The sequence below is a fragment of the Planococcus plakortidis genome (genome assembly GCF_001687605.2).
Lineage (GTDB): Bacteria > Bacillota > Bacilli > Bacillales_A > Planococcaceae > Planococcus > Planococcus plakortidis.
Genome location: NZ_CP016539.2, coordinates 58,265 through 82,500 on the forward strand (window position 1 = coordinate 58,265; position 24,236 = coordinate 82,500).

The 24,236-nt window shown below is 51.8% G+C and carries 20 protein-coding genes and 1 tRNA gene (1 of these 21 cut by a window edge); 17 read left to right on the plus strand and 4 right to left on the minus strand.

From position 1 onward, the window contains the following. The first annotated feature begins 16 nt into the window (after positions 1 to 16). The 4 genes from mfd to BBI15_RS00290 are packed head-to-tail and all read left to right on the plus strand — an operon-like array spanning position 17 to position 6,906. Positions 17 to 3,550 carry a transcription-repair coupling factor gene (gene mfd / locus BBI15_RS00275; RefSeq protein ID WP_068871250.1) on the plus strand — a complete coding sequence of 1,178 codons (3,534 nt, stop codon included), beginning with the start codon at positions 17 to 19 and terminating at the stop codon, positions 3,548 to 3,550. A gap of 16 nt (positions 3,551 to 3,566) precedes the next feature. Beyond that, complete coding sequence (locus BBI15_RS00280) at positions 3,567 to 5,147, plus strand: putative polysaccharide biosynthesis protein (RefSeq protein WP_068871251.1); 1,581 nt, start codon at positions 3,567 to 3,569, stop codon at positions 5,145 to 5,147. Positions 5,148 to 5,150: 3 nt separating this feature from the next. Beyond that, positions 5,151 to 6,629 carry a bifunctional methyltransferase/pyrophosphohydrolase YabN gene (yabN, locus tag BBI15_RS00285; RefSeq protein ID WP_068871253.1) on the plus strand — a complete coding sequence of 493 codons (1,479 nt, stop codon included), beginning with the start codon at positions 5,151 to 5,153 and terminating at the stop codon, positions 6,627 to 6,629. Beyond that, positions 6,616 to 6,906 carry an RNA-binding S4 domain-containing protein gene (locus BBI15_RS00290; RefSeq protein WP_068871255.1) on the plus strand — a complete coding sequence of 97 codons (291 nt, stop codon included), beginning with the start codon at positions 6,616 to 6,618 and terminating at the stop codon, positions 6,904 to 6,906. The genes yabN and BBI15_RS00290 overlap by 14 nt, the downstream gene beginning before the upstream one ends. Positions 6,907 to 7,525: 619 nt before the next feature. Here the strand turns inward: BBI15_RS00290 and argF are convergent. From argF to BBI15_RS00305, 3 genes are read right to left on the minus strand one after another with little or no spacing between them, the layout of a single operon-like run. Continuing rightward, positions 7,526 to 8,476 carry an ornithine carbamoyltransferase gene (argF, locus tag BBI15_RS00295; RefSeq protein ID WP_068871256.1) on the minus strand — a complete coding sequence of 317 codons (951 nt, stop codon included), beginning with the start codon at positions 8,474 to 8,476 and terminating at the stop codon, positions 7,526 to 7,528. Further along, positions 8,473 to 11,571, minus strand: coding sequence for a carbamoyl-phosphate synthase (glutamine-hydrolyzing) large subunit (locus BBI15_RS00300; protein ID WP_068871258.1), 3,099 nt, complete (start codon positions 11,569 to 11,571; stop codon positions 8,473 to 8,475). Before BBI15_RS00300 ends, argF begins: the two co-directional genes overlap by 4 nt. Then, positions 11,564 to 12,631 carry a carbamoyl phosphate synthase small subunit gene (locus BBI15_RS00305; protein ID WP_068871260.1) on the minus strand — a complete coding sequence of 356 codons (1,068 nt, stop codon included), beginning with the start codon at positions 12,629 to 12,631 and terminating at the stop codon, positions 11,564 to 11,566. The genes BBI15_RS00300 and BBI15_RS00305 overlap by 8 nt, the downstream gene beginning before the upstream one ends. A 243-nt stretch (positions 12,632 to 12,874) precedes the next feature. Here BBI15_RS00305 and BBI15_RS00310 point away from each other — a divergent pair, with 243 nt between their 5' ends. From BBI15_RS00310 to BBI15_RS00320, 3 genes are all read left to right on the plus strand, one after another. Beyond that, positions 12,875 to 13,291 carry an FtsB family cell division protein gene (locus BBI15_RS00310; RefSeq protein WP_068871262.1) on the plus strand — a complete coding sequence of 139 codons (417 nt, stop codon included), beginning with the start codon at positions 12,875 to 12,877 and terminating at the stop codon, positions 13,289 to 13,291. Between the two features lie 114 nt (positions 13,292 to 13,405). Then, on the plus strand, positions 13,406 to 13,825 hold the full coding sequence (locus tag BBI15_RS00315) for a S1 domain-containing RNA-binding protein (protein ID WP_068871264.1): 420 nt from the start codon (positions 13,406 to 13,408) through the stop codon (positions 13,823 to 13,825). A 202-nt stretch (positions 13,826 to 14,027) separates the two neighbouring features. Continuing rightward, positions 14,028 to 14,489: a DinB family protein gene (locus BBI15_RS00320; RefSeq protein ID WP_068871266.1), complete on the plus strand. Its 462-nt coding sequence runs from the start codon at positions 14,028 to 14,030 to the stop codon at positions 14,487 to 14,489. A gap of 43 nt (positions 14,490 to 14,532) precedes the next feature. Here BBI15_RS00320 and BBI15_RS00325 read toward each other — a convergent pair. Continuing rightward, a tRNA-Met gene (locus BBI15_RS00325) sits at positions 14,533 to 14,606 on the minus strand. Positions 14,607 to 14,727: 121 nt separating this feature from the next. On the opposite strand from BBI15_RS00325, the gene tilS reads away from it, so the two are divergent. The 10 genes from tilS to folK form a co-directional block, all read left to right on the plus strand. Continuing rightward, entirely contained in the window at positions 14,728 to 16,119 is a 1,392-nt protein-coding gene (gene tilS, locus BBI15_RS00330; RefSeq protein ID WP_157101604.1) for a tRNA lysidine(34) synthetase TilS, read from the plus strand. A gap of 22 nt (positions 16,120 to 16,141) precedes the next feature. Then, positions 16,142 to 16,693, plus strand: a complete 552-nt coding sequence (gene hpt / locus BBI15_RS00335; protein WP_068871268.1) for a hypoxanthine phosphoribosyltransferase — start codon at positions 16,142 to 16,144, stop codon at positions 16,691 to 16,693. Between the two features lie 121 nt (positions 16,694 to 16,814). Continuing rightward, complete coding sequence (gene ftsH / locus BBI15_RS00340) at positions 16,815 to 18,827, plus strand: ATP-dependent zinc metalloprotease FtsH (protein ID WP_068871270.1); 2,013 nt, start codon at positions 16,815 to 16,817, stop codon at positions 18,825 to 18,827. Positions 18,828 to 18,932: 105 nt separating this feature from the next. Further along, positions 18,933 to 19,700 (plus strand): type III pantothenate kinase, encoded by a 768-nt coding sequence (locus BBI15_RS00345; RefSeq protein ID WP_068871271.1) that lies wholly within the window; start codon positions 18,933 to 18,935, stop codon positions 19,698 to 19,700. 17 nt (positions 19,701 to 19,717) lie between these two features. Beyond that, positions 19,718 to 20,599 (plus strand): Hsp33 family molecular chaperone HslO, encoded by an 882-nt coding sequence (hslO, locus tag BBI15_RS00350; protein ID WP_068871273.1) that lies wholly within the window; start codon positions 19,718 to 19,720, stop codon positions 20,597 to 20,599. Then, positions 20,580 to 21,512 carry a peptidyl-prolyl cis-trans isomerase gene (locus BBI15_RS00355; protein ID WP_068871275.1) on the plus strand — a complete coding sequence of 311 codons (933 nt, stop codon included), beginning with the start codon at positions 20,580 to 20,582 and terminating at the stop codon, positions 21,510 to 21,512. The genes hslO and BBI15_RS00355 overlap by 20 nt, the downstream gene beginning before the upstream one ends. Before the next feature lie 98 nt (positions 21,513 to 21,610). Further along, positions 21,611 to 22,546 carry a cysteine synthase A gene (cysK, locus tag BBI15_RS00360; RefSeq protein WP_068871277.1) on the plus strand — a complete coding sequence of 312 codons (936 nt, stop codon included), beginning with the start codon at positions 21,611 to 21,613 and terminating at the stop codon, positions 22,544 to 22,546. A gap of 144 nt (positions 22,547 to 22,690) precedes the next feature. Continuing rightward, positions 22,691 to 23,497: a dihydropteroate synthase gene (folP, locus tag BBI15_RS00365; protein ID WP_068871279.1), complete on the plus strand. Its 807-nt coding sequence runs from the start codon at positions 22,691 to 22,693 to the stop codon at positions 23,495 to 23,497. A gap of 2 nt (positions 23,498 to 23,499) precedes the next feature. Next, a complete protein-coding gene (gene folB / locus BBI15_RS00370; RefSeq protein WP_068871280.1) occupies positions 23,500 to 23,862 on the plus strand; it encodes a dihydroneopterin aldolase in 363 nt (120 codons plus the stop codon). Then, positions 23,862 to 24,236 carry the 5' portion of a 2-amino-4-hydroxy-6-hydroxymethyldihydropteridine diphosphokinase gene (folK, locus tag BBI15_RS00375; protein WP_411362784.1) on the plus strand. Its footprint extends 117 nt past the window's final position, so the window shows 375 of its 492 coding nt (coding positions 1-375); its start codon is at positions 23,862 to 23,864; its stop codon lies beyond the right edge, outside the window. The genes folB and folK overlap by 1 nt, the downstream gene beginning before the upstream one ends.

A 24,236-nucleotide genomic window follows, 5' to 3' on the forward strand; every position in this document is an offset into this window, starting at 1 on the left:
GGAAGGAGGAATCTTCATGAAGCATATTTTGCAGACATTTTTAGGGGATTCCCACACTCAATCATTTATCAGTGAACTGAAAAAAGGCCAGGATCATCAGTTGATTTCCGGCTTATCCGGCAGCGCACGTCCCATTTTTTACCAGACGGTGCACGAAGAACTGGACAAGCCGCTGCTCGTCGTGACGCCGAATTTGCTGCACGCCCAACGCGTCTATGACGATTTGGTCCGGCTCATGGGGGAGCAGAGCGTGCGCTTGTATCCAGCGGAAGAAACGATCGCTGCCGATATCGCATTTTCCGGGCCGGAACTGCGTGCCCACCGCATCGATACGCTTAATCATATGAAATCGACCGGCCAGGGCATTTACATCACGCCGGTCTCCGGCTTGCGCAAATTGTTGCCGTCTCCCGCGCAATGGGACGGGGCGACTTTACGCGTTGCGGACGGAGATGAACTCGATACCGGCGACTGGTTATTGAAACTTGTGGCGATGGGTTACTCCCGTACGACGATGGTCACTTCCCCGGGCGAATTCGCTTTGCGCGGCGGTATTCTCGATGTCTACCCGCTGCATTTCGAGCATCCGGTGCGCATCGAGCTATTCGATACGGAAGTCGATTCCATCCGCCTGTTCTCAGCAGAAGACCAGCGCTCACTGGAGAAAATCGAGTCGTTATGCATTTTGCCGGCTGTTGAATTGGTGTTGTCGGCAGGGCAAAAGCGTGTGCTGGCAGATCGCATCGAAGACCAATTGACAGCAAGCTTGAAAAAACTCAAGGATGACGATACGAAAGAGTTGATGCTGCAATACATTCAACACGATGTCGATACGCTCCGGAGCGGTGACGAACCGGAACAATTGGCGAAATACGCCGCTTTGGTCGATTCGCAATCCGCTTTTCTCGGCGATTATTTCCCTGAAGATGGCGTGGTGTTTTTTGATGAGCTCGGGCGCATCCAGGAAATGACCGAAACGCTGGAGCGTGAAGAAGCGGAGTGGACGGTATCGCTCCTCGAGGAAGGCAAGTTCCTCCACGACGTGCCGCTTTCTTACCCGTTCCGTGAAGTGTTGTCAAAACTCAAGCAACCGGCCAATTTCCTGTCGCTCTTTACGCGGACTTTTCCGCTCGTGACGATCAAGAAATCGCTCGCTTACTCCTGCAAGCCGATGCAATCATTCCACGGTCAGATGAATTTATTGCAAGCGGAAATGGAACGCTGGACACTTGGCAAGTTCCGCGTATTTGTCGTGGCAAGCGGCGAAGAGCGCATGCAAAAAGTGCGTTCTGTGCTGGAAGATTACGAGATGGAAGCGGAAATCATCACCGAAAAGACCATCGTGCAAGACGGCAAAACCTACCTTGTCGACGGCGAATTGTCGAGCGGCTTTGAAATGCCGCTGCAGCGCATGGCCGTCATCACCGATGCGGAACTCTTCAAAAAGCAGCCGAAGAAAAAGACCCGTGCCCAGAAATTGACCAATGCCGAGCGCATCAAGAGCTATTCGGAGATCAAACCGGGCGATTATATCGTCCATATCCACCACGGCATCGGCCGTTTTGCCGGCATCGAGACGCTGGAGAGCGGCGGCGTCCATAAAGATTATCTCCACATCGTCTATAAAGGCGATGATAAATTATTCGTGCCGGTCGACAAAATTGACCTTGTCCAAAAATACATCGCTTCGGAAGAAAAAGAGCCGAAGCTCCACAAAATGGGCGGTGTCGAATGGAAGAAAACGCGCACGAAAGTATCGGCGGCCGTACAGGACATCGCCGATGACTTGATCAAGCTGTATGCGGAACGCGAAGCGCTCGAAGGCTTTACGTTCAGCGAAGACCAGGACATGCAGCGCCAATTCGAAACGGAATTCCCTTACGAAGAGACGCCTGACCAATTGCGCTCCATCGACGAAGTGAAAAAAGACATGGAGCGAAAACGCCCGATGGACCGCTTGATCTGTGGCGATGTCGGCTACGGCAAAACGGAAGTCGCCATCCGTGCGGCGTTCAAAGCGGTGCTTGACGGCAAGCAAGTGGCATTCCTCGTGCCGACGACGATTCTCGCCCAGCAGCATTTTGAAACGATGAGCGAGCGTTTCAAGGATTACCCGATCGAAGTCGGCCTCATGAGCCGCTTCCGTTCGAAAAAACAGCAAACCGAAACGGTTAAAGGCTTGAAGAACGGCTCGGTCGACGTCGTCGTCGGTACACACCGTATCTTGTCGAAAGATGTCGTGTACAAAGATCTCGGCTTGTTGATCATCGATGAAGAGCAGCGTTTCGGCGTAACCCATAAAGAGAAAATCAAGCAGCTGAAATCGACTGTCGATGTGCTGACGCTGACGGCGACGCCGATTCCGCGCACCTTGCACATGTCGATGATCGGCGTACGCGACCTGTCCGTCATCGAGACGCCGCCTGCCAACCGCTTCCCCGTGCAGAGCTATGTCATGGAATATAATGGCGGGCTTGTGCGCGAGGCAATTGAACGCGAAATGGCGCGCGGTGGCCAAGTGTTTTATTTATACAACCGGGTAAGCGATATGACCCGCAAGGTGGACGAGATCCAACAGCTCGTCCCGGAAGCGCGCGTCGGCTATGCTCATGGGCAGATGTCCGAGACCGAACTCGAATCGATCATCCTAGGCTTCCTCGACGGCGAATACGATGTCTTGGTGACGACGACGATCATCGAGACCGGCATCGACATCCCGAACGTCAACACATTGATTGTCCACGACGCCGACCGCATGGGATTATCGCAGCTTTATCAATTGCGCGGGCGTGTCGGACGCTCGAGCCGCGTGGCGTATGCCTATTTCATGTACCAGCGCGATAAAGTGCTGACCGATGTCGCAGAAAAGCGCTTGATGGCGATCAAGGAATTCACCGAACTCGGCTCAGGCTTCAAGATCGCCATGCGCGATTTGTCGATTCGCGGGGCGGGCAATTTGCTCGGCTCCCAGCAGCACGGCTTTATCGATTCGGTCGGTTTCGACTTGTATTCACAAATGCTTGAAGAAGCGATTGAAGAGCGCCGCACCGGCATGAAGAAAGAAGTCATGCCGGAAGTGGAAATTTCACTCGCGGAAGATGCGTACATCCCGGATAGCTATATTGCGGATGGCTATCAGAAGATCCAAATGTACAAGCGCGTCAAAAACATGGAGACGGCCGAAGAAATGATCGATTTGCAGGATGAATTGATCGACCGCTTCGGCGATTTGCCGATCGAAGCCGAGCAATTGCTGCGCATCGCCCGCATGAAAGTCTGGGCGCGCGCTGCTGGCGTCGATTCGATTAAACAGCAAGGCGACCGCGTCACCATCAAATTGAGCGATGCCGGAACCGAAGCAATCGACGGCGGCAAAGTCGTCGAAGCTTCCGGCAGTTATGGCCGCGCAGTAGGGTTCACAATGAACGGCCAGGCGCTCGTATTGAACATCGACGGCAAGAAGACCGGCAAGCATCATCCGTTTGATGTACTTGAAGGCATGATGGAGATTCTAGCTGACTCTGTCAGGGAAGAGGCATCTGTCGGGTGATGCGGGGGATAAATAGATGAAGGTGCAGCATTCGATGGCCAGTTTCTTGAAAGGCGCTGCGTTACTTACGCTCGCAGGGTTTGTCGTCAAGCTATTGAGTGCGGTTTACCGGGTGCCATTTCAGAATTTGGTCGGCGACGAGGGCTTTTATATTTACCAGCAAGTCTATCCATTCGTGGCGATTTTCGGCATTTGGACGTCCTACGGCTTTGCGGTTGCCGTGTCGAAATTACTGGCGGAGCATCAGAGCGTAGAGCACGCTGGAATTTTACGCACTGCATTTTGGCTCATCGCCATCATTTCGGCTTGTGCGTTTGCCGTGCTTTACTTGGGTGCTGGTGTGCTCGCCGGCTGGATGGGCGATGAGGCGCTTTCCGGATTGCTGCAAGCAGGTGCGTTTGCGGTTGTCTTCATGGCGCCGCTTGCCATTATGAAAGGCCGGCTTCAAGCAACCGGCAACATGGCGCCGGTCGCCTCTGCCCAAGTCACAGAGCAGGCCGTGCGCGTCGCGGTCATTCTGATCGGCGCGTTCGCTGCCGTCAGTTCGGGTTTGTCGCTTTATGCGGCAGGGCAAGTGGCGATCGCAGCGGCAGGTGCAGGTGCATTGGCGGCGGTCCTGTTACTGTGGCGCTCGTATGGGGGCAATAAAGAGCGCCCTGCGGCTTCTTTTGGCCACGGAACGGCGAAGAAATTGCTGTTTACGAGTGTTAGTGTCAGCATGAGTTCGCTGTTATTGGTGCTGTTTCAGCTGGTCGATTCGTTTACCGTCTATCGTCTGTTAGAACAGCAGCTCGGGGAACAGGCGGCGATGGAACAAAAAGGCATCTATGATCGTGCGCAGCCGCTCGTGCAATTCGGCATTTTGCTGGCGACTTCTTTGACGCTGTCGCTCGTGCCGCTCATTGCACGCACGATGAACCAAAAAAGCGGCCGCAGTCCCGAACTTTACGCGAGTCTTGCTTTTCGTGTATCGGTCTTGTTCGCGGTTGCGGCGTCCGCTGGTTTGACCCTGGTCATGCCGTATGTAAATGAAACCTTATTCAAGACCCGCGAAGGTTCGTTCGCACTCATTATCTTTAATTGGCAAATCGTTTCGATGTCGCTGGTGCTCGTAATGACGGCGATACTCTACGGTTTCGGGAAAATTCGCGTGCCCGCGCTGTTGATGTTCATCGGCTTGATCTTAAAAATGGCAGGCAATTTGTGGTTGGTGCCGGGGTACGGCATTACCGGTGCGGCGCTTGCCGGCAATATCGGCTTGGCGTTCATTGCCAGTGCCCTCATTTGGTATTTCAAAAAGGTATGGGCTATACAGTTTGCGCGCGTTCGCTTTTATAGCTGGCTCATCGTGGCATCCATCGCTATGGCTATTGCCGTATACGGATATGAAGCCTGCGTCGTGCCGCTCATGCCAGGGACAGGCCGCCTTGAAGCCATATTCATTACGCTGACGGCGGTCCCGCTCGGCGCTGCCGTATTTTTGGTGGTGGCTGCGAAATCACGGATTATTACTGAGCGGGAATGGTACATCATTCCTTTCGGCCGCCGCCTGGCTGCGTTGCAACTGGCGCTCAATCCACGAAAGAAAAGGAGTTAGACGATGCATACTATTCACATACTCGGCCTTGGCGCCGGAGATCTTCTGCAATTGCCGCTCGGCGTATACCGTACGTTGAAAGAGGCGGACCCGCTTTATTTGCGGACTGCGGATCACCCGGTCGTGGAGGAGCTTGAAACAGAAGGCTTACGTTACGAGAGTTTTGATGCAATTTACGAAAAACACGATGATTTTGCACCAGTGTATCGGGAAATTGCCGAAACGCTTATCGCACATGCGGAGAATGGAGCGATTTATTACGCGGTCCCGGGGCATCCGCTTGTCGCGGAACAGACGGTGCAATTTTTGATCGAAGCGGAAAAACAGGGACGCTGTGAATTGTCGATTGCCGGAGGGCAAAGCTTTCTCGACGCCATATTCGGCGCTTTGCGCATCGACCCGATCGAAGGCTTCCAACTGGTCGATGGCACCGGCCTCGACAGCGACCGCTTGAACATGACCGAACACCTATTGATCGCGCAAGTGTATGACCAGTTCAGCGCATCTGAAGTGAAGCTGTCGTTGATGGAGAAATACCCGGACGATTACCCGGTGACGATCGTTACAGCAGCAGGGGCCTCTTCTGAGCGCCTGCGCACGGTACCGCTCCACGAACTCGACCGCTCGGCGGAGATCGACAATTTGACCACCGTCTATGTCCCTCCTGCAACGGAACAGACACAGCGTTTGAAAGAATGGCAGACGTTCCGCAACATCATCGCAAAACTGCGCAGTCCGGAAGGTTGCCCGTGGGACCGCGAGCAGACGCATGAATCCTTGCGTCCGTATTTGCTTGAAGAAGCACACGAACTATTGCAGGCGATTGAGGAAGAAGACGACGAAGCGATTGCCGAAGAGTTGGGGGATGTGTTGTTGCAAGTGTTCTTGCACGCGCAAATCGGCCAGGACAATGGCTATTTCCAACTCGAAGATGTGCTGCAAGCGATTAGCGATAAAATGATCCGCCGCCATCCGCATGTCTTTGCTGATGTGGAAGTGGCGTCCGCAGATGAAGTGGTCGATAATTGGCAAGCGATCAAGCGCCAGGAAAAACCGGCAGGAGAATCGCTGCTCGATGGCCAAGACCGCTTTAGTTCGTCCCTAATGACTTCGTACAACTACCAAAAAAAAGCGGCGAAAGCAGGCTTTACGTGGAAAGACGCAGACGGCGCATGGGCAAAGTTCGAAGAGGAATTGCAGGAGTTCAAAGATGAAGTGGCGAAAGGTTCCAAAGACAAGCAGCTCGATGAATTCGGCGATTTGTTATTCACACTCGTCAACATTGCGCGTTTTTACGGCTTGTCGCCGGAACAGGCGATGGTCCAGGCCAACCGCAAATTCCGCACGCGCTTTTCGCATGTGGAGCGGCGCGCGCAAGAAGGCGGCCGCACATTTTCGGATTACACATTAGACCAGCTAGATGGCTTCTGGAACGAAGCGAAGGCTGGACACGGAGAGGACGAAGATCATGAGACTCGATAAATTCCTGAAAGTATCCCGCTTGATCAAACGCCGCACGTTGGCGAAAGAAGTAGCCGACCAAGGGCGTATTTTGGTCAATGGCAATAAAGCGAAAGCGAGCAGTGTCGTCAAAGAAGGCGACGAACTGCAGATCCGCTTCGGACAGAAAGTGGTCACTGCCCGCATCGATCAATTGCGCGAAAACGTCCGCAAAGAACAGACGGCGGAAATGTACACGATCCTGAGCGAAGAGAAGCTTGATAAAGTAGACCCGAGCTTTGTGGATGACGAAGCATGAAAAATGAAAAAGAACCCAGCCGGTTAACGGTTGGGTTCTTTTTGTGTAGGCGAGAAGCTGGGTGGGGCCACATACGGTATGAAATAGTGGGGAGGAGATTGCGTTACAGGGGCACGCTTGCCGGGGGGGCGGGCGTCGAACCCTCGCGGCAAGCCGCATCGGTTTCGCCAGTCCCGCGTGAATCCCCCAGGCGTCGGCCCCTTCCACTCCATCTCTAAGTTTAGAAGGGGATTTAATTGAGTCATCCGCTCAAATCGATAAGTGAAATAATTACAGGTTTATTTTAAACGGTTCGTTCACTGGATTTGTTCAGCACATGCATTGTCAACTAAGCGACGTATTCAAAAGTGGACCAACCATACAGAACCGGAACCATCTGACTCATTCGATTCAACGAAATGTCTAAACCCCTCGCGCTTAAGGGGGAAGCGAAGCCGTGAGAAAGGCGTTCTTCCTGGCTCATGGCGGGAGCTCAACCCGAAGCGAGGCGGCGATAACCAAAGTGATGAAAAAATAAAGCTTTTTCCTCCATGCATTAAAACTCCACTCCGCTGAAAATTCAACAACCCAAAAAAGAGCCTCGCCATTTACAGGCAAGGCTCTTCATTCGTATCCATGTTCAATCGCCCATCAACGTCACGAGCACCGCTTTTTGGGCATGCAGGCGGTTTTCGGCTTCCTGGAAAATGACCGAATGCGGCCCTTCCAAAATAGCAGTCGTCACTTCTTCCTCGCGATGTGCAGGGAGGCAATGCATAAAGATGTAATCAGTTTTCGCATGCTGGACCAGTTCAGCGTTCACTTGAAATCCTGCAAAATCATTCAGGCGCTTGAGGGCTTCCGCTTCCTGGCCCATGCTCGCCCAGACATCCGTATAGATGGCGTCGCTGTTTTTCACGGCTTCGACGGGATCATTCGTCACCGTCACCACAGAACCTGTATCTTTCGCGATGGCTTGCGCGAGTTCGACCATCTCCACTTTTGGCTCATAGCCTTTCGGAGCGGCGATTGCGATATCGAGCCCGACTTTGGCGGCACCGATCATCAAGGAATTGGCCATATTATTGCCATCTCCGATATACGCCAGCTTGCGGCCTTTCAACTCGCCGAAATGTTCGATTAGCGTCATCAAATCAGCAAGCACTTGGCACGGGTGGTAATCATCGGTCAAGCCATTAATCACGGGAATCGAGCTGAACTCGGCGAGCTCTTCAACGGCGGATTGGTGGAATGTGCGGATCATCAAGCCGTCCAAATAACCCGACAATACACGTGCTGTATCGGCAATCGTTTCACCACGGCCGAGCTGGGTATCTTGAGAACTCAGGAACATCGCGTGGCCGCCAAGCTGCAGCATGCCCGCTTCAAACGACACGCGCGTGCGGGTCGATGATTTCTCGAAGATCATGCCGAGCACTTTTCCTTTCAAGAGCGGCAAATGTTTATTTTCGGGTTTCTTTAATTCAATCGCTAAATTAAGCAAATCGAGGATTTCCTCGGTGCTATAGTCTTTCAATGAAAGAAAATCTTCCTGGGCAACCGTTGGGGCAAGCGGCATGATCATCGTCATTGGGCAAGCACTCCTTTCAAGCGTTCAAATTGGTTTTTATGGCTCGCGGCGTAAGCAGCCGCAGTTTCCGGACGCGACCAGGCATGGAGGCGGTGAATGGCTGCTTGCGCCATGCGGTGAGCGTCAGGCGTTTCGGAAAAGTCGATATAGGCGGCAGCGTCTTTTGACACCAACCACTCGCTAAACGAAAGTTGGTCTTCGGTCACGATTGTGAAGCCTTGTGCGCGCCAAGACTTGAGTTGTTCGTGATCGGCGCTGTCCTGGGCGGCGAATAGCGTGGAGCCTGGTGCAAGTTTCGCCAGCTGGACGGACGCGCCGGTCAATGCTTTTTCGAGCGCGTTTTCGAACAGCTTGTTTGTGCCGATGACTTCACCGGTCGACATCATCTCGGGCGACAGGACAGGGGACAAACCAGGCAATTTGATGTGGGAGAACACCGGGGCTTTAACAGTAAAGTCCGGTTGTCCGTTATACATATCATCAATGCCGAGCTCATCGTACGGCACGCCGAGCAATAGGGCGGTTGCGTGCTGAACGAGCGGCACATCCGTCACTTTCGAGCTGATCGGCGCCGTGCGTGACGCTCGCGGATTGATTTCCATGACGAATAATTGATCGCCTTCATAAACGAATTGGATATTGAATAGGCCGGTGTAATCAAGTTGTCTTGCAATATGCTTCGCTGTATCGACCAGCTTTTGCTGCTGGGCATCTGTTAATGTCGCAGGGGGCGTGCTCGCGATGCTGTCGCCGGAATGGACGCCGGTTCCTTCGAGATGCTCGAAGATTGCGGACACCCAGACATTGTCGCCGTCCGTTAAAATATCGGCTTCGGCTTCTTTGCCGATGACAAAATGGTCGACCAATACCGGAAATGCCTTGTCCGAACCGCTGAGCCAAGCATCCAGCTCCGCTTGGTCGTGCAGCACGATCATGCCGCGTCCACCGATGACATAGGAAGGGCGAAGCAAGACCGGGAAACCGAGCTTCTCTGCTGCCGGCAGCACTTCGTCCGGCGCATTCGCCGTCGTCCCGGGGATGGTCGGCAAGCCGATCGACTCGAGAAACGCATAAAAGCGGTCGCGGTCTTCCATTTGGTCCAGCAAATCGACTGACGAGCCGAGCACGGTAATGCCCGCTTGTTCCAGCGCGTCCGCCAAATTGAGCGAAGTCTGACCGCCAAATTGCAAAATGACTTCATGGATGCCTTCAAATTCCAGGACATTCAAAACGTCTTCCGCCGTGATCGGTTCGAAATAAAGCGCATCTGCCACTTCGTAATCGGTGCTGACGGTTTCCGGGTTGTTGTTGATCATGACCGCTTCATAGCCAAGCTTCTGTGCAGCCATGACGCTGTGTACGCAGCAATAATCGAATTCGATGCCTTGCCCGATACGGATTGGGCCGGAGCCGACGACCGCGACTTTTTTCGCTTCATTCGATCGGTCGACATCTGCAGCGTTGTCCCATGTGGAATAGAAATAATTCGTGTTCGAGCGGAATTCCGCAGCACATGTGTCGATCATCCGGTAAGCTGGCGCAATGTTATAGCTTCTGCGCTGCCCCCAAATTTCAGCAGCCGGCACTCCCCAAATATCGGCCAGTTGCTGGTCGCTGAATCCGAGTTTTTTCGCCTGCAATAAGCGCTCAGCGGTCACGGAGTTCCAGCTGATCGATTGGAGGTCTTGCCATTCTGCAACAATATTCGATAACACGTATATGAAATAAGGCGTGATGCCGGTGATGGCATGCAGCTCGTCAGTAGTTTTCCCGCGGACAAGCAATTCGAACAACACGAACAAACGGCGGTCGTCCGGCTTCATCGCGAGTTCCAATAACTCGCCCGTTGGCAATGCAGCTAGGGCAGGTAGGCGGAACCCGTCAATCGGGAGTTCAAGCGAACGCAGCGCTTTTTGCAGCGCGGCTTCCATGCGCCGTTCGATCGCCATCACTTCGCCGGTCGCTTTCATCTGTGTACCAAGCGTGCGGTCCGCTAAAGGAAATTGGTCGAATGGCCAGCGCGGGATTTTCAAGGCGACGTAATCGAGTGCCGGCTCGAAGCTGGCATAGGTCGTGCCGGTCACCGGATTCTTTAATTCATCGAGCGTATAGCCGAGTGCGAGCTTTGCCGCGATCTTCGCGATCGGGTAGCCGGTCGCTTTGGAAGCAAGCGCAGATGAGCGGCTGACGCGTGGGTTGACTTCAATCAAAAAATAATCGGAGGTTTCCGGATGGAGGGCGAACTGCACATTGCAGGCGCCGATGATGCCGAGCGCTTCGATGATGTTGATGCAAGACGTGCGCAGCATATGGAAATCCGGATCGTTCAAAGTTTGGCTCGGGGCGACGACGATCGAATCGCCGGTATGGACACCGACCGGATCCAAGTTCTCCATATTGCAAACCGTGATGCAGGTGCCGGCTGCATCGCGCATCACTTCGTATTCGATTTCCTTATAGCCGGCGATGCTCGTTTCGACGAGGCATTGATTGATCGGGCTCGCCGACAAGCCTTGCGTAACCAGCTTGGTATAAGCCGCTTCGTCGCTTGCGATGCCTCCGCCGAAACCGCCAAGCGTATAGGCGGGACGGACGATAACGGGATAGCCCGTACGTTCTGCGAAAGCGAGTGCGCCGTCGAGCGAGTAGATGATGTCGGAATCAGGCACCGGCTCACCGAGTTGCTTCATCAAGGAGCGGAACTGGTCGCGGTCTTCCGCTTTTTTGATGGCTTTCATATCGGTACCGAGCAGTGTGACGCCGTATTGATCCAAGATGCCGGCATCGGCCAATGCCATCGCCAAATTCAAGCCGGTCTGGCCGCCGACCGTCGCGAGCAGGCCATCCGGGCGTTCTTTCTCAATGATTTTGGTGGCGGACTCGAGCGTCATCGGTTCGAAATACACTTTATCCGAGACGCTTTCGTCGGTCATGATGGTCGCTGGGTTGTTATTGATGAGCACCACTTCGATGCCTTCATCTTTCAAAGCCAAGCACGCCTGGGTGCCGGAATAATCGAACTCTGCGGCTTGCCCGATGACGATGGCGCCGGATCCGATGACAAGTACTTTTTCAATAGAGTCTAATTTAGGCATGCATTTTCACCTTCTTCATTTCATTTGCGGTCTCTAGGAACTGGTGGAACAATTCGAGATGATCCGCAGGTCCGGGAGCTGCTTCCGGGTGGAATTGAACGGTTGTGATCGGCAAGTGTGGATGGATCAAGCCTTCAATGCTGCCATCGTTGACGTTTTCATAGAGCACTTCAAAGGGCGTGTCTGACAAGCTCTCCGCTTCGACAACATAGCTGTGGTTCTGGGAACTCATGCTAACGCGCCCGGTCTTGGTATTTTTGACGGGGTGGTTGGCGCCCCGGTGCCCGTAAGCAAGCTTCGCCGTTTTTGCGCCGAACGCGGCAGCCAGCACCTGGTGGCCGAGGCAAATGCCGAATGACGGATAGCGTTCTGCCCATCCGCGGTAGACCGGCAAGCGGCTATTCAAGGCTTGCGGGTCCCCTGGGCCGTTCGAGAACAATAGGCCGTCTATGCCGAGCGTTTCAGGGAGGTCGGCTGCCCCGTTATAGGGGATGATGCTGACCGTGCAGCCGAGAGCGAGCAATTCTTTTAAAATGGATGCTTTATAGTGGAAATCGACCAGGCCGATATGTAAAGGGCCGTCGCCGAGCTGCTTCGTTGCTGCTGTTTCAACGGACTGGAAAAAATCGGTCTTGAGCGTCTGCCAAGGCTGCTCATCTGCGTACTCATGAAGCAGCTGGGCGGGCATAGTGCCCGTTTCACGAACTTGTTGGATGACTGATCGTGTGTCGACACCGCTGAGGAGCGGGACGCCTTGTTGTTCGGCAAATTGCGCCAATGAGATTGCCTGTTTCGGCAATGGCCCCGTATATAGCTCTGCAACGATGATGGCAGAGGCTTGGATTTTTTCGGATTGTGCATAAAGCGATTCGATACCGTATTGGCCGATCAACGGATAAGAAAATACGATAACCTGCCCTTTATAGGAAGGGTCGGTAATGACTTCCTCGTAGCCAGTCATCCCGGTGAAAAAGACGACTTCTCCTTGTACTGGCTTTTGCATGCCATGCCATGTTCCGCCGAACGATGTCCCGTTTGCCAAAATCAATTTCCCTGTCATGCCCCACACTCCTTTTTTTGAATATATATGCAATATGAGTAATTTTTATAATAAATGATGTGTCCTGTATTATAAAGTTGCATAAAAATTAAGTCAACAGTATTTTTATTAATTTTTAATGAGAGCGGTTAAATTCTAGTTAAATACAGGAAAAAAGGAGAAAGGGCTTACAGAAAATCTTTTTAAATAGAATGTTTTTCATGTATAATAATGACAAAATCAGTAGGGAAGGGGCATCCATAGATGAAGAGGGAGAATATACAGGAAAACCAGGGAGTGACCCCGCTGCAAAATGAATACACGCGGGCTGCAGAAATCGAAGATGCGCGCAAAAAGCGGCACAAAGTGGGATTATACAGAAGGTTGGCAGTGTTCGGCTTGGTGGTGCTGTTGACGAGTATTTGGCTCGGCTCGACCATTTATGCACAATCCCAGACCATTGCCGATAAAGAGCAGATTCAACAGGAAAAACTGGCCGAGCTTGAAGAAGTGCAGAAGCAGCAGGACAAGCTTGAAGAACAGATCCGACTATTGAATGACGATGATTATGTATCGAAACTTGCACGCAAAGATTATTTCCTATCGGATGAAGGCGAGATCATTTTCACTTTGCCGAGTGATGCGGAGAAACCACAGGAAGATAGCGAAGAAAAAGAGTAGTCGGTTGACACTCTCCCTTTCATCGCTATAATTAAAGGTGGGATCAGTCCCGCAAACTGTCAATTTGGCCCGAATTTGGAGTCATCTTAAATTTTAAGGAGGAGCATTTTTTTTATGTCGATTGAAGTAGGCAGCAAGTTAGAAGGAAAAGTCACAGGTATTACAAACTTTGGAGCGTTCGTACAGCTTCCAACCGGTGCAACAGGCCTCGTGCATATTAGTGAAGTCGCTGACAACTATGTGAAAGATATTAACGATCACTTGAAGGTTGGCGAAATGGTAGAAGTGAAAGTGATGAATGTAGAAGCAGACGGAAAAATCGGTTTGTCGATCCGCAAAGCGAAGCCTCAGCCTGAAGGCGGTTCAAGCCGTCCAAGCCGTCCGCGTCCGAACAATCGTTCTTTTGACCGCGCCCCTAAGGAAACCTTCGAAACGAAGATGGCAAAATTCCTGAAAGACAGTGAAGACAATCTGTCGACGCTAAAGCGTGCCACAGAATCCAAGCGTGGCGGTCGCGGCGCGAAAAGAGGCTAACTTGCTAGCTGTTTTAATAGCATAGAGAAAATGCTTCAACTTAGTTGAAAAATGAACATGGAACGCCTCTCCTTTCGGGGAGGGCGTTTTTTTATCTGCTGAAAAACGTAAGGTGGTAGGAGAACGCGGGGCGTTTGTCTAAATAAGTAGACAGCTCAGCAGGCATCAGCCCTGCACGATACAGCGGAAAGGTGTGGAAAGGATGGAACAACAGCAAGTCCTCCAGGCATTTGACGAGTACAAAGTTTATATGGAATCGCTCCAAAAGACCTTATCGGAGCCAGCTGACGCCTACAAGCCGATCGCGGATGGCAAATGGTCGATTGCGCAAATGGTCATGCACCTCGCGGAATGGGACCGCTTTATCCGACGCGAGCGCTTGCCGCAGATGGAACAAGGGATACACTTGGAACCTTTGCCTGAAGTCGATGAATTCAACCGCCGCGCCATCGATAAAGCCAAAACGATGGAGTTTCCGGCAATCGTCGCCGAAGCCATTGAAGAGCGCCGGCTGTTGAAAGAGCAACTGGCATCTGCAACTCCCGGTCAATGGGAAGCTGTATTCTATGTCGATGATAAAGAAATGACAATGGGCCGTTATTTTGAAGATCTCACGAAACACGACGCCCACCATTTCAAGCAAATCGATACTTTCTTGACATAAAAAAAGCAGCGCCCTCCGCATTTGGAGGGCGCTGCTTATAAAATGGCGGCAGAGGGGATCGAACCCCCGACCTTACGGGTATGAACCGTACGCTCTAGCCAGCTGAGCTACGCCGCCTTGTTCAAACGAACAGTTTATATCATACTATCACTGATACATATGTGTCAATCAGCATTTTATGTTTTTACGATATTTATTTTAGTTGCATTGGAAACAAGCCAGAACAGGAGGGCATGCCGTGGATCATTATGAGCAAATGATGCTTGCATATCATAAAAAGCACAAACTATTCGAAAAAGGCGACCGTCTTGTCATCGGTGTTTCGGGCGGCATCGATTCGATGGTTCTTTTATATTTTCTCTCAAAAAAACGTCATCAATTGGATGTCCATCTCACCGCCGTGCACATCGACCACATGCTGAGGGGTGAGCAATCTGCAGAAGACCGCCGATTCGTCGAACAGCAATGCAAACGGTGGCAAATCCCTTATGAAAGCTATTCGGTCCCGATCCCTGCGATTTTAGCTGAAAAAGGCGGGAACACACAAAGCGTCTGCCGGGAAGAACGTTACCGCATATTCGGGAAAGTAATGGGGAAAACCGGATCCACAGTCCTTATCACGGCCCACCACGCAGACGACCAGTTAGAGACCATCTTGATGGAAGGCATGCGCGGCAGCATGCGCAACGGGGCTTTCGGCATGCGTATCAAGCGCCCATTTAGCGGTGGATTGCTCGTCCGGCCGCAGCTTGCAGTCACCAAAGCGGAAATTGCCCGGTATGCACAACTGGAAAAAGTACCGTACCGCGAAGATCCGAGCAATGCCAGTGACACTTACACACGCAATCGCATCCGTAAGACCATCGTGCCTGCGATGGCGCAGGAAAACCCTCGCGCTTCGTTACACTTCTCCGAGCTCGCTGAACAGATCAACGAAGATGCAGTGTTCCTTCAGCAGCTCGCCGAACAAACGTTGAAAGAATTGCTGTCTTCAGACAAGGAATTGCTTATTTCTGCCGAAAGTTTCAGAAGCCATCCCTCCGCTTTACAAAAAAGGATGGTTCTACTACTATTAAACTATCTATATGATGACAAGCGAGTGTTAATAACGAGCCATTTGGCGGAACAAGTGCGCGAGCTGCTCCAAAGTTCCTCGGGCACTGTTTTTTTACATTTGCCGCAAAATTATATGATGATACGCCAATATGACCAGGTGTTTTTTGAAAAACACACCGAACACCTGGAACGCCGGCGAGCTGACATCGGCCGTTTTTGGTCGCCGCCTGTTTGCGGGTCACGTTACCGGGTCTTGCAAGCCGGTGAAGAGCCGGAAGTGGAGAACGCCCTTTTTTGGTATTTTCATTCCGAAGAGGTGGACTTCACACTCCGTGGAAGAGAGCCGGGCGACCGGATCCGGCTTGCAGGCATGGACCAGGCAAAAAAACTGGCACGGCTGATGATTGACGAGAAGATCCCCTCCCAACAACGGGACGGCTGGCCAATCATCGTGGCCGGAGAAAATCGAGTATTACTGGTGCCCGGTTTGCGCACCGCAGCTTGCCTGAGCCGGACCAAGCGTCCGGCAGACAACCGAGTATTAGTTGAACAATGCATAGACTATGCAAAATGAGGAAGAAACTAGGAGGCCCACCATGTTACAAAAGGACATTAAAGAAGTATTGATCAGCGAAGAACAGCTCCAAGAAAAAGCGCGTGAACTCGGGGAAGTATTGACGCGTGATTATGAAGGGAAATACCCGCTCGCCATCGGTGTATTAAAAGGCGCCATGCCATTCATGGGCGATCTCATGAAACGTTTTGACGGTTATGTGGAAATGGATTTCATGGATGTTTCAAGCTATGGAAACGCCACGGTTTCTTCAGGTGAAGTCAAAATCGTCAAGGATTTGAACGCAAGCGTCGAAGGCCGTGACTTGCTGATCATCGAAGACATCATCGACAGCGGACTGACATTGAGCTATTTGGTGGACTTGTTCAAATACCGCAAAGCGAACTCCATTAAAATCGTCACGCTTCTTGATAAACCAACCGGGCGTAAAGTGGACTTGAAAGCGGATTATATCGGCTTTGAAGTACCGGACGCGTTCGTTGTCGGCTACGGTTTGGACTACGCAGAGAAATACCGCAACCTTCCATATATTGGAATACTGAAACCGTCCGTATATAGCGGGGAAGAGGAATAGTCAAAGAAAGTTCAAAGAGCCGATGATTTCATACATGCCGTAAAGGCTTTTCATTGTATGCATTTTTGTCCCTGTGTTAGTATTTAGGTTAGTTTTGGGAAACTTTGTGAGGAGGAGCGGGATGAATCGAATATTCCGATACACCATATTTTATCTACTGATATTCCTAGTCATCATCGGTATTCTAGGAACTTTCAATAATAGCAATCAGCCGACGCAAAATATTGGCTATGGCGACTTTCTAGATGCGCTGAACGCCGGTGAAATTACAGAAGTGACCATCCAGCCGGACGCACAAGTGTACGAAGTGACCGGCCGCATGGCAGATTATGATGAAGGCGAATCATTTGTCACCAATGTGCCGATCGAAAACGAGGCATTGGTAGCGCAAATCGATGAGCTCGCGACAGCACAAGAAGATGTGGAAGTCGAGTTTTTGAAGGCCCCGCAAACTAGCGGATGGGTTTCATTCTTTACCGGCATCATTCCATTCATCATCATCTTCATCCTGTTCTTCTTCTTGCTCAACCAATCACAAGGCGGCGGTGGCGGCCGAGTGATGAACTTCGGAAAAAGCAAGGCGAAATTATACGACGACCAGAAACAAAAAGTCCGCTTCGACGATGTAGCCGGAGCGGATGAAGAGAAACAAGAGCTTGTCGAAGTCGTGGACTTCCTGAAAGATCCGAAACGTTTCGGCGAGATCGGTGCCCGCATTCCGAAAGGGATTTTGCTTGTCGGGCCTCCGGGTACCGGTAAAACATTGCTTGCCCGCGCGGTAGCCGGCGAAGCAGGCGTGCCGTTCTTCTCCATCAGTGGTTCGGACTTCGTCGAAATGTTCGTCGGTGTCGGGGCTTCACGTGTTCGTGATTTGTTCGAGAACGCGAAGAAAAACGCACCATGTATCATCTTCATCGATGAAATCGATGCAGTCGGCCGCCAGCGCGGCGCCGGCCTTGGCGGCGGGCATGATGAGCGTGAACAAACGCTCAACCAATTGCTCGTCGAAATGGATGGCTTCGGCGCGAACGAAGGCATCATCATCATCGCTGCTACCAACCGTCCAGATATCCTAGATCCGGCACTTCTGCGCCCTGGCCGTTTCGACCGCCAGATCACAGTCGGCCGCCCGGATGTTAAAGGACGCGAAGAAGTGTTGAAAGTCCATGCTCGCAATAAGCCGCTTGACGATACTGTCGACATGAAGGCCATTGCACAGCGCACACCTGGCTTCTCCGGTGCAGACCTTGAGAACTTATTGAACGAAGCAGCGCTTGTCGCCGCTCGCCGCAATAAGAAGAAAATCGACATGGCCGATATCGACGAAGCGACAGACCGCGTCATTGCAGGTCCAGCCAAGAAGAACCGCGTCATTTCGAAAAAAGAACGCAATATCGTCGCATACCACGAATCAGGCCATACTGTCATCGGCCTCATGCTGGATGATGCCGACATCGTCCATAAAGTAACAATCGTCCCGCGTGGCCAGGCTGGCGGATATGCCGTCATGCTGCCGCGTGAAGACCGTTACTTCATGACCAAACCGGAACTTCTCGATAAGATTGCCGGCTTGCTCGGCGGGCGTGTGGCAGAGGATATCGTCTTCGGCGAAGTCTCCACTGGCGCGCACAATGACTTCCAGCGCGCGACAGCGATCGCCCGCAGCATGGTCACTGAATACGGGATGAGCGACAAGATTGGCCCGATCCAATTCGGCCAATCCCAAGGCGGCAACGTCTTCCTTGGACGCGATTTCAATTCAGATCAAAACTATTCCGATGCGATCGCATTCGAAATTGACCAGGAAATCCAGCGCATCATCAAAGAGCAGTACGTCCGGACGAAAGAGATCCTTACGGAAAAACGCGAGCTTCTTGAACTGCTTGCGAACACATTGCTTGAAGTGGAAACACTCGATGCTGCCCAAATCATGCATTTGAAAGAACACGGCACCTTGCCGGAACGTTCGTATGAAGCCCTGAACGGCAACTACGAGCAAGAAGAAAGCGAAGCGGAAACGGACGAGGTAAACCCGGATGTCACGGGCGCCCCGAATGACCCGTCATCAGGAGATCTGCCGGAAGAAGATTCATCGGCTGATTCCAAAGGGCCGATCCGAGAAGACCGTAAATAACGAAAAGCCGGTGCCACCCTTGAAAAGGGCTTGGCGCCGGCTTTTTGCTTTCGCGGAATTATGGTATGATGTGTTGGAAATTCAGCAGATAAATGGGGAGAAATTATGATCTTAGTGATGGATACCGGCAATACCAATATCGTCCTTGGCGTATATGATAACGATACACTGCTTCACCATTGGCGGATGGAAACCGACCGCCATAAAACCGAAGACGAATACGCCATGCAGATCAAAGCGTTCTTGAATCACGTCGGTCTGGGATTTGAAGCGATTGACGGCGTCATCATGTCATCTGTCGTCCCGCCGATCATGTTCGCGCTAGAGCGCATGGCACAAAAATATTTCCGCACCAAAGCGCTGGTCGTCGGGCCAGGCGTCAAGACCGGCCTTAATATCAAATACGAAAATCCGCGTGAAGTCGGCGCGGACCGCATCGTCAATGCCGTCGCTGCCATACAGGAATATGGGGGCCCCTTGATTATCGTCGACTTTGGCACCGCCAATACCTTTTGTTATATCGATGAAAAAAAACAGTATCAAGGCGGCGCCATCGCCCCGGGCATCCAAAGCTCGACCGAAGCGCTTTACACACGCGCATCGAAATTGCCGCGCATCGAAATCGCGCGGCCGGATTCGGTTGTCGGAAAAAATACGGTTTCCGCCATGCAGTCAGGAATCGTCTATGGTTATGTCGGCCAGGCGGAAGGCATCATCGCCCGCATGAAACAACAAAGCAAGCAGCCGCCGACGGTCATTGCGACAGGCGGCCTCGCACCGCTAATTGCCGCAGAGTCCGACATGATCGACCATGTGGACCCGTTTTTGACATTGAAAGGCCTGCATTACATCTATAAACGCAACCAAGCGTAAAGAGAGGGAGAATCACTATGCCAGATTATTTAGTACGCGGCCTCGGCTTTAACGGCAATGTGCGTGCATTTGCAGTCAATACAACAGAAACAGTAGGTGAAGCACAGCGCCGCCACCAGACATGGCCCGCGGCAACAGCGGCACTTGGGCGGTTGATGACAGGCGGCGTCATGTTCGGCGCGATGCTTAAAGGAGAAGACCGCGTTACCTTGAAAATCGAAGCAGGCGGGCCAGTCGGTCATTTATTGGTCGACAGCGACGCCAAAGGCAATGTGCGCGGCTATGTCGCCAATCCACAAACCCATGTTGACAGCAAGAGCGGCAAGCTCAATGTCAAAGGCGTCGTCGGCACGGAAGGCATGTTGTCCGTCGTCAAGGACCTTGGCATGCGCGATTATTTCACGGGCCAGACACCGATCGTCTCTGGGGAAATCGCGGAGGATTTGACTTATTACTTCGTCGTCTCCGAACAAGTGCCATCGTCTGTCGGGCTCGGCGTACTGGTCGACACCGATAACTCCGTGCTCGCAGCAGGCGGCTTCATCATTCAATTGATGCCGGATATCGATGACGAGACCATCACATTGATCGAACAACGCTTGGCCAACATCGAGCCCGTCTCATCCATGATCAAGCGCGGGCTCACCCCTGAAGGGATCCTCGAAGAAGTGCTGGGGAAAGGCAATGTCCAGATTCTCGGGAAAACGGCTGTCCAGTTCAATTGCACCTGTTCAAAAGAAAAATTTGCAGAAGGCATCATGGGGCTCGGTGCAGCGGAAATCCGCCAAATGATCGAAACGGACGGCCAAGCGGAAGCGGAATGTCATTTCTGTCACGAAAAGTATCATTATAACAAAGAAGAATTGGAAGCGTTGATCAATGACCTTGAATCGAACTAACACGACCCCTCCGAAACAGAAACGCCATTTGAAAACGAAACCGGTGTTGATGGTCATCGGCATTTTATTGCTGGCCAACCTATTGTGGTTCATCGCCTGGCTCATCCCGGACGGCAACAGTGCCGCAAGCGAAGAAGTTGCGGTGGTCGATGGAGAAGAAATCACGCGTGCGGAATGGATGGCATCGATGGAAGAACAGCATGGCCGGAGTGCCCTTCTCGAGCTGGTCAATGAAAAAGTCATGGCTGCCGCCGCAGAGGATTACGGCATCGAAGTATCCGATAAGGAAATCGATCTGGAGCTGGCCATGATGCGGACTGCGCAGGACGGTACTGAAGAACTGCTGTATGCAAACGACGCCGAACGACAGCGCGAAAAAGTGAAAGCGCAATTGATCCTTGAAAAGGTCTTGACGAAAGATGTGCTCATCGATGACCAGGCGATCAAAGATTTTTATGAAGAGAACCGGGCTATCTATGACGTCAAAGATTCATACCGCACGAGCATGATCGTCTTGAATTCCAAGGCGGAAGCGGAAGAGGCGGTCAAAGAACTCGACAGCGGCTCGAGCTTCGAGGCACTGGCCCGTGAGCGCTCCATTGATAATGCAACAGGAAACTTGGGCGGCGACATCGGCTTCGTCTCTCCTGGCCAAGCATCGATCGATCCCCAGATCGCAAAAACGGCAGAAAGTATAGAACCCGGTTCCTGGTCAGCCCCACTGGCACTTGAAGACGGGCGCACCGCCATCATTATGGTGAAAGAAAAAATCGAAGGCCGCACGTTCAGCTACGACGAAGTGAAAGAACACATCAGCCGGGAGCTGGCACTCGAACAATTGCCTCAATCCGTCTCGCCCGAAGCCTTCTGGCAGGAATTCAATGCTGAATGGTTTTACGGTGAAGGGGAATAAGCTGTAGGCGCTCTCCAAAGATTGACAGTTCACGCCGCAATTGATAGGATGAAATAAAATAATGTCGACGAAAATAGTAGGGATTAGGAGTGGTAAACATGGCACGAGTAGGAAATTCAATTACCGAATTGATTGGGCAAACACCGATTGTTAAATTAAACCGGCTGACAGGACCTGAAGATGCGGAAGTTTACGTTAAATTGGAATACTTCAACCCAGGCTCGAGCGTAAAAGACCGGATCGCGCTCGCGATGATCGAAGCGGCAGAAAAATCCGGTGATTTAAAAGAAGGCGATACATTAATTGAACCGACAAGCGGCAATACCGGAATCGGCCTTGCCATGATCGCTGCAGCCAAAGGATACCGCGCAATTCTTGTCATGCCTGAAACGATGAGCATGGAACGCCGCAATCTTTTGCGTGCATACGGTGCAGAACTAGTGCTAACCCCAGGACCAGACGGCATGAATGGCCCGAACGGCGCTATCAAGACGGCCGAAAAACTGGCAGCCGAAAACGATTGGTTTATGCCCCAGCAATTCAATAACGAAGCAAACCCTGAAGTTCATCGCCTGACCACAGGGCCTGAAATCGTCGAAGCGATGGATCAACTAGATGGCTTCATTTCCGGCATCGGCACAGGGGGGACGATCACAGGTGCTGGACAAGTGCTGAAAGAGCATTTCCCGAATGTCCATATCGTTGCCGTCGAACCGACCGACTCACCTGTCTTGTCCGGTGGGAAACCAGGACCCCACAAAATCCAAGGCATTGGCGCTGGCTTTGTTCCAGCCGTACTGAACACAGAAATCTATGACGAAATCATGCAAGTCAGCAACGAGCAATCGTATGAATTCGCCCGCAAAACTGCCCGCGAAGAAGGTATTCTTGGTGGTGTCTCATCAGGGGCAGCAATCTATGCAGCGCTCGAACTTGCGAAAAGGCTTGGCAAAGGCAAGAAAGTATTAGCGATTTTGCCATCGAACGGCGAACGCTATTTGAGCACTCCGCTTTATCAATTCGACGAAAATTAATCGAGAATCTTAGGAGCCCTTTGAAAAGGGCTCTTTTATTTGTGCAGAAATTGCAATTTCGCGATAAAATAGGGACAGTTTGCATAACAGTATTTCCCGGGAAATGACTGATTTCTTCAATTCAGATATGGACGGTGAACAAAGATGAACTTAGACGTAAGCGCAAAAACACAAATAATGGGCATATTGAACGTGACACCAGATTCGTTTTCAGACGGCGGACAATTCAACAATGTTGAGAAAGCGGTGGCCCGCGCCAAGCAAATGCTGCAAGACGGTGCTGCAATCATCGACGTAGGCGGTGAATCAACACGCCCTGGCCACACGCAGATTTCCGACGAAGAAGAAATCGCTCGCGTTGTGCCGGTTATTAAGGCGCTGAGAGAACAAACCGAGGCGATTATCTCCATTGATACATACAAATCCGCTGTCGCCCGTGCAGCCATCGAGGCCGGAGCGCATATCATCAATGATATTTGGGGCGCGAAATACGATTCCCAAATCGCACAAGTCGCTGCAGATAAACAAGTGCCGATCATTCTGATGCACAACCGTGCCGAAGCAGTTTACGATAATTTTTGGCAAGATGCCAAAAAAGATCTTGAAGAAAGCATACGTATCGCCCGAAATGCAGGCGTTCCGGACAATCACATCTGGCTCGATCCTGGCATCGGGTTCGCCAAGACGCTGGCCCAAAATGTCGAAATGATGCAGCGGCTCGATCAGCTCGTAGCGATGGGCTACCCTGTGCTCCTCGGCACTTCCCGCAAATCATTCATCGGCAAATTACTCGATGCACAAATCGGTGAGCGTTTGGAAGGCTCCCTCGCAACGGCAGCTTTCGGTGTCATGAAAGGCTGTCAAATCGTGCGTGTCCACGATGTGAAAGAAACGGTGCAAACAGCCAAGATGATGGATTTCTTAACAGGCAAGATAAAGGTAGGGGGATAGACATGGATTATATTCATTTAAATGAAATGGAGTTTTACGGCTATCACGGCGTATTTGCAGAAGAACAAAAACTCGGGCAGCGTTTCCGTGCAACAGTGACACTCGCGGTCGATTTGAAACGCGCTGGGGAAACGGACGAGTTGGAACACACAGTCCATTACGGCGAAGCGTACGAAACATGTCGCGAAATTATTGAAGGAAAACCGAAAAAACTGGTCGAGGCTGTGGCCGAAACAGTGGCTGCTGAATTAAGGAACAAATTCCCGTTGGTCCAAGGAGTGCGCGTGCAGTTAATCAAGCCCGACCCGCCGATCCCCGGCCATTACAAATCGGTAGCAATCGACATCACACGGGGGAATTTCTGATGAACAGGGCCTATCTATCCTTAGGGTCGAATTTAGGGGACCGGAAAGCACAGCTTCAAGAAGCGGTTCGCTTGCTTCAAGCAAATTCCGCCATCTCTAATATGAAGATGTCTTCCATTTACGAAACGGCTCCAGTCGGCTATCTCGAGCAAGGTGCGTTTCTAAATGTAGTTATTCAAATGGAAACCAGCCTCTCTCCTTTGGAGTTGTTGGATACCTGCCAAGAAATTGAAGAAATTTTGCAAAGGGAGCGGCTGGTCCGCTGGGGGCCGCGCACAGTAGACCTTGATATATTGCTATACGATCAAGAGCAGCTGACAACGGAAAGGCTCACAATCCCTCACCCCCGTATGTACGAGCGGGCGTTTGTCCTC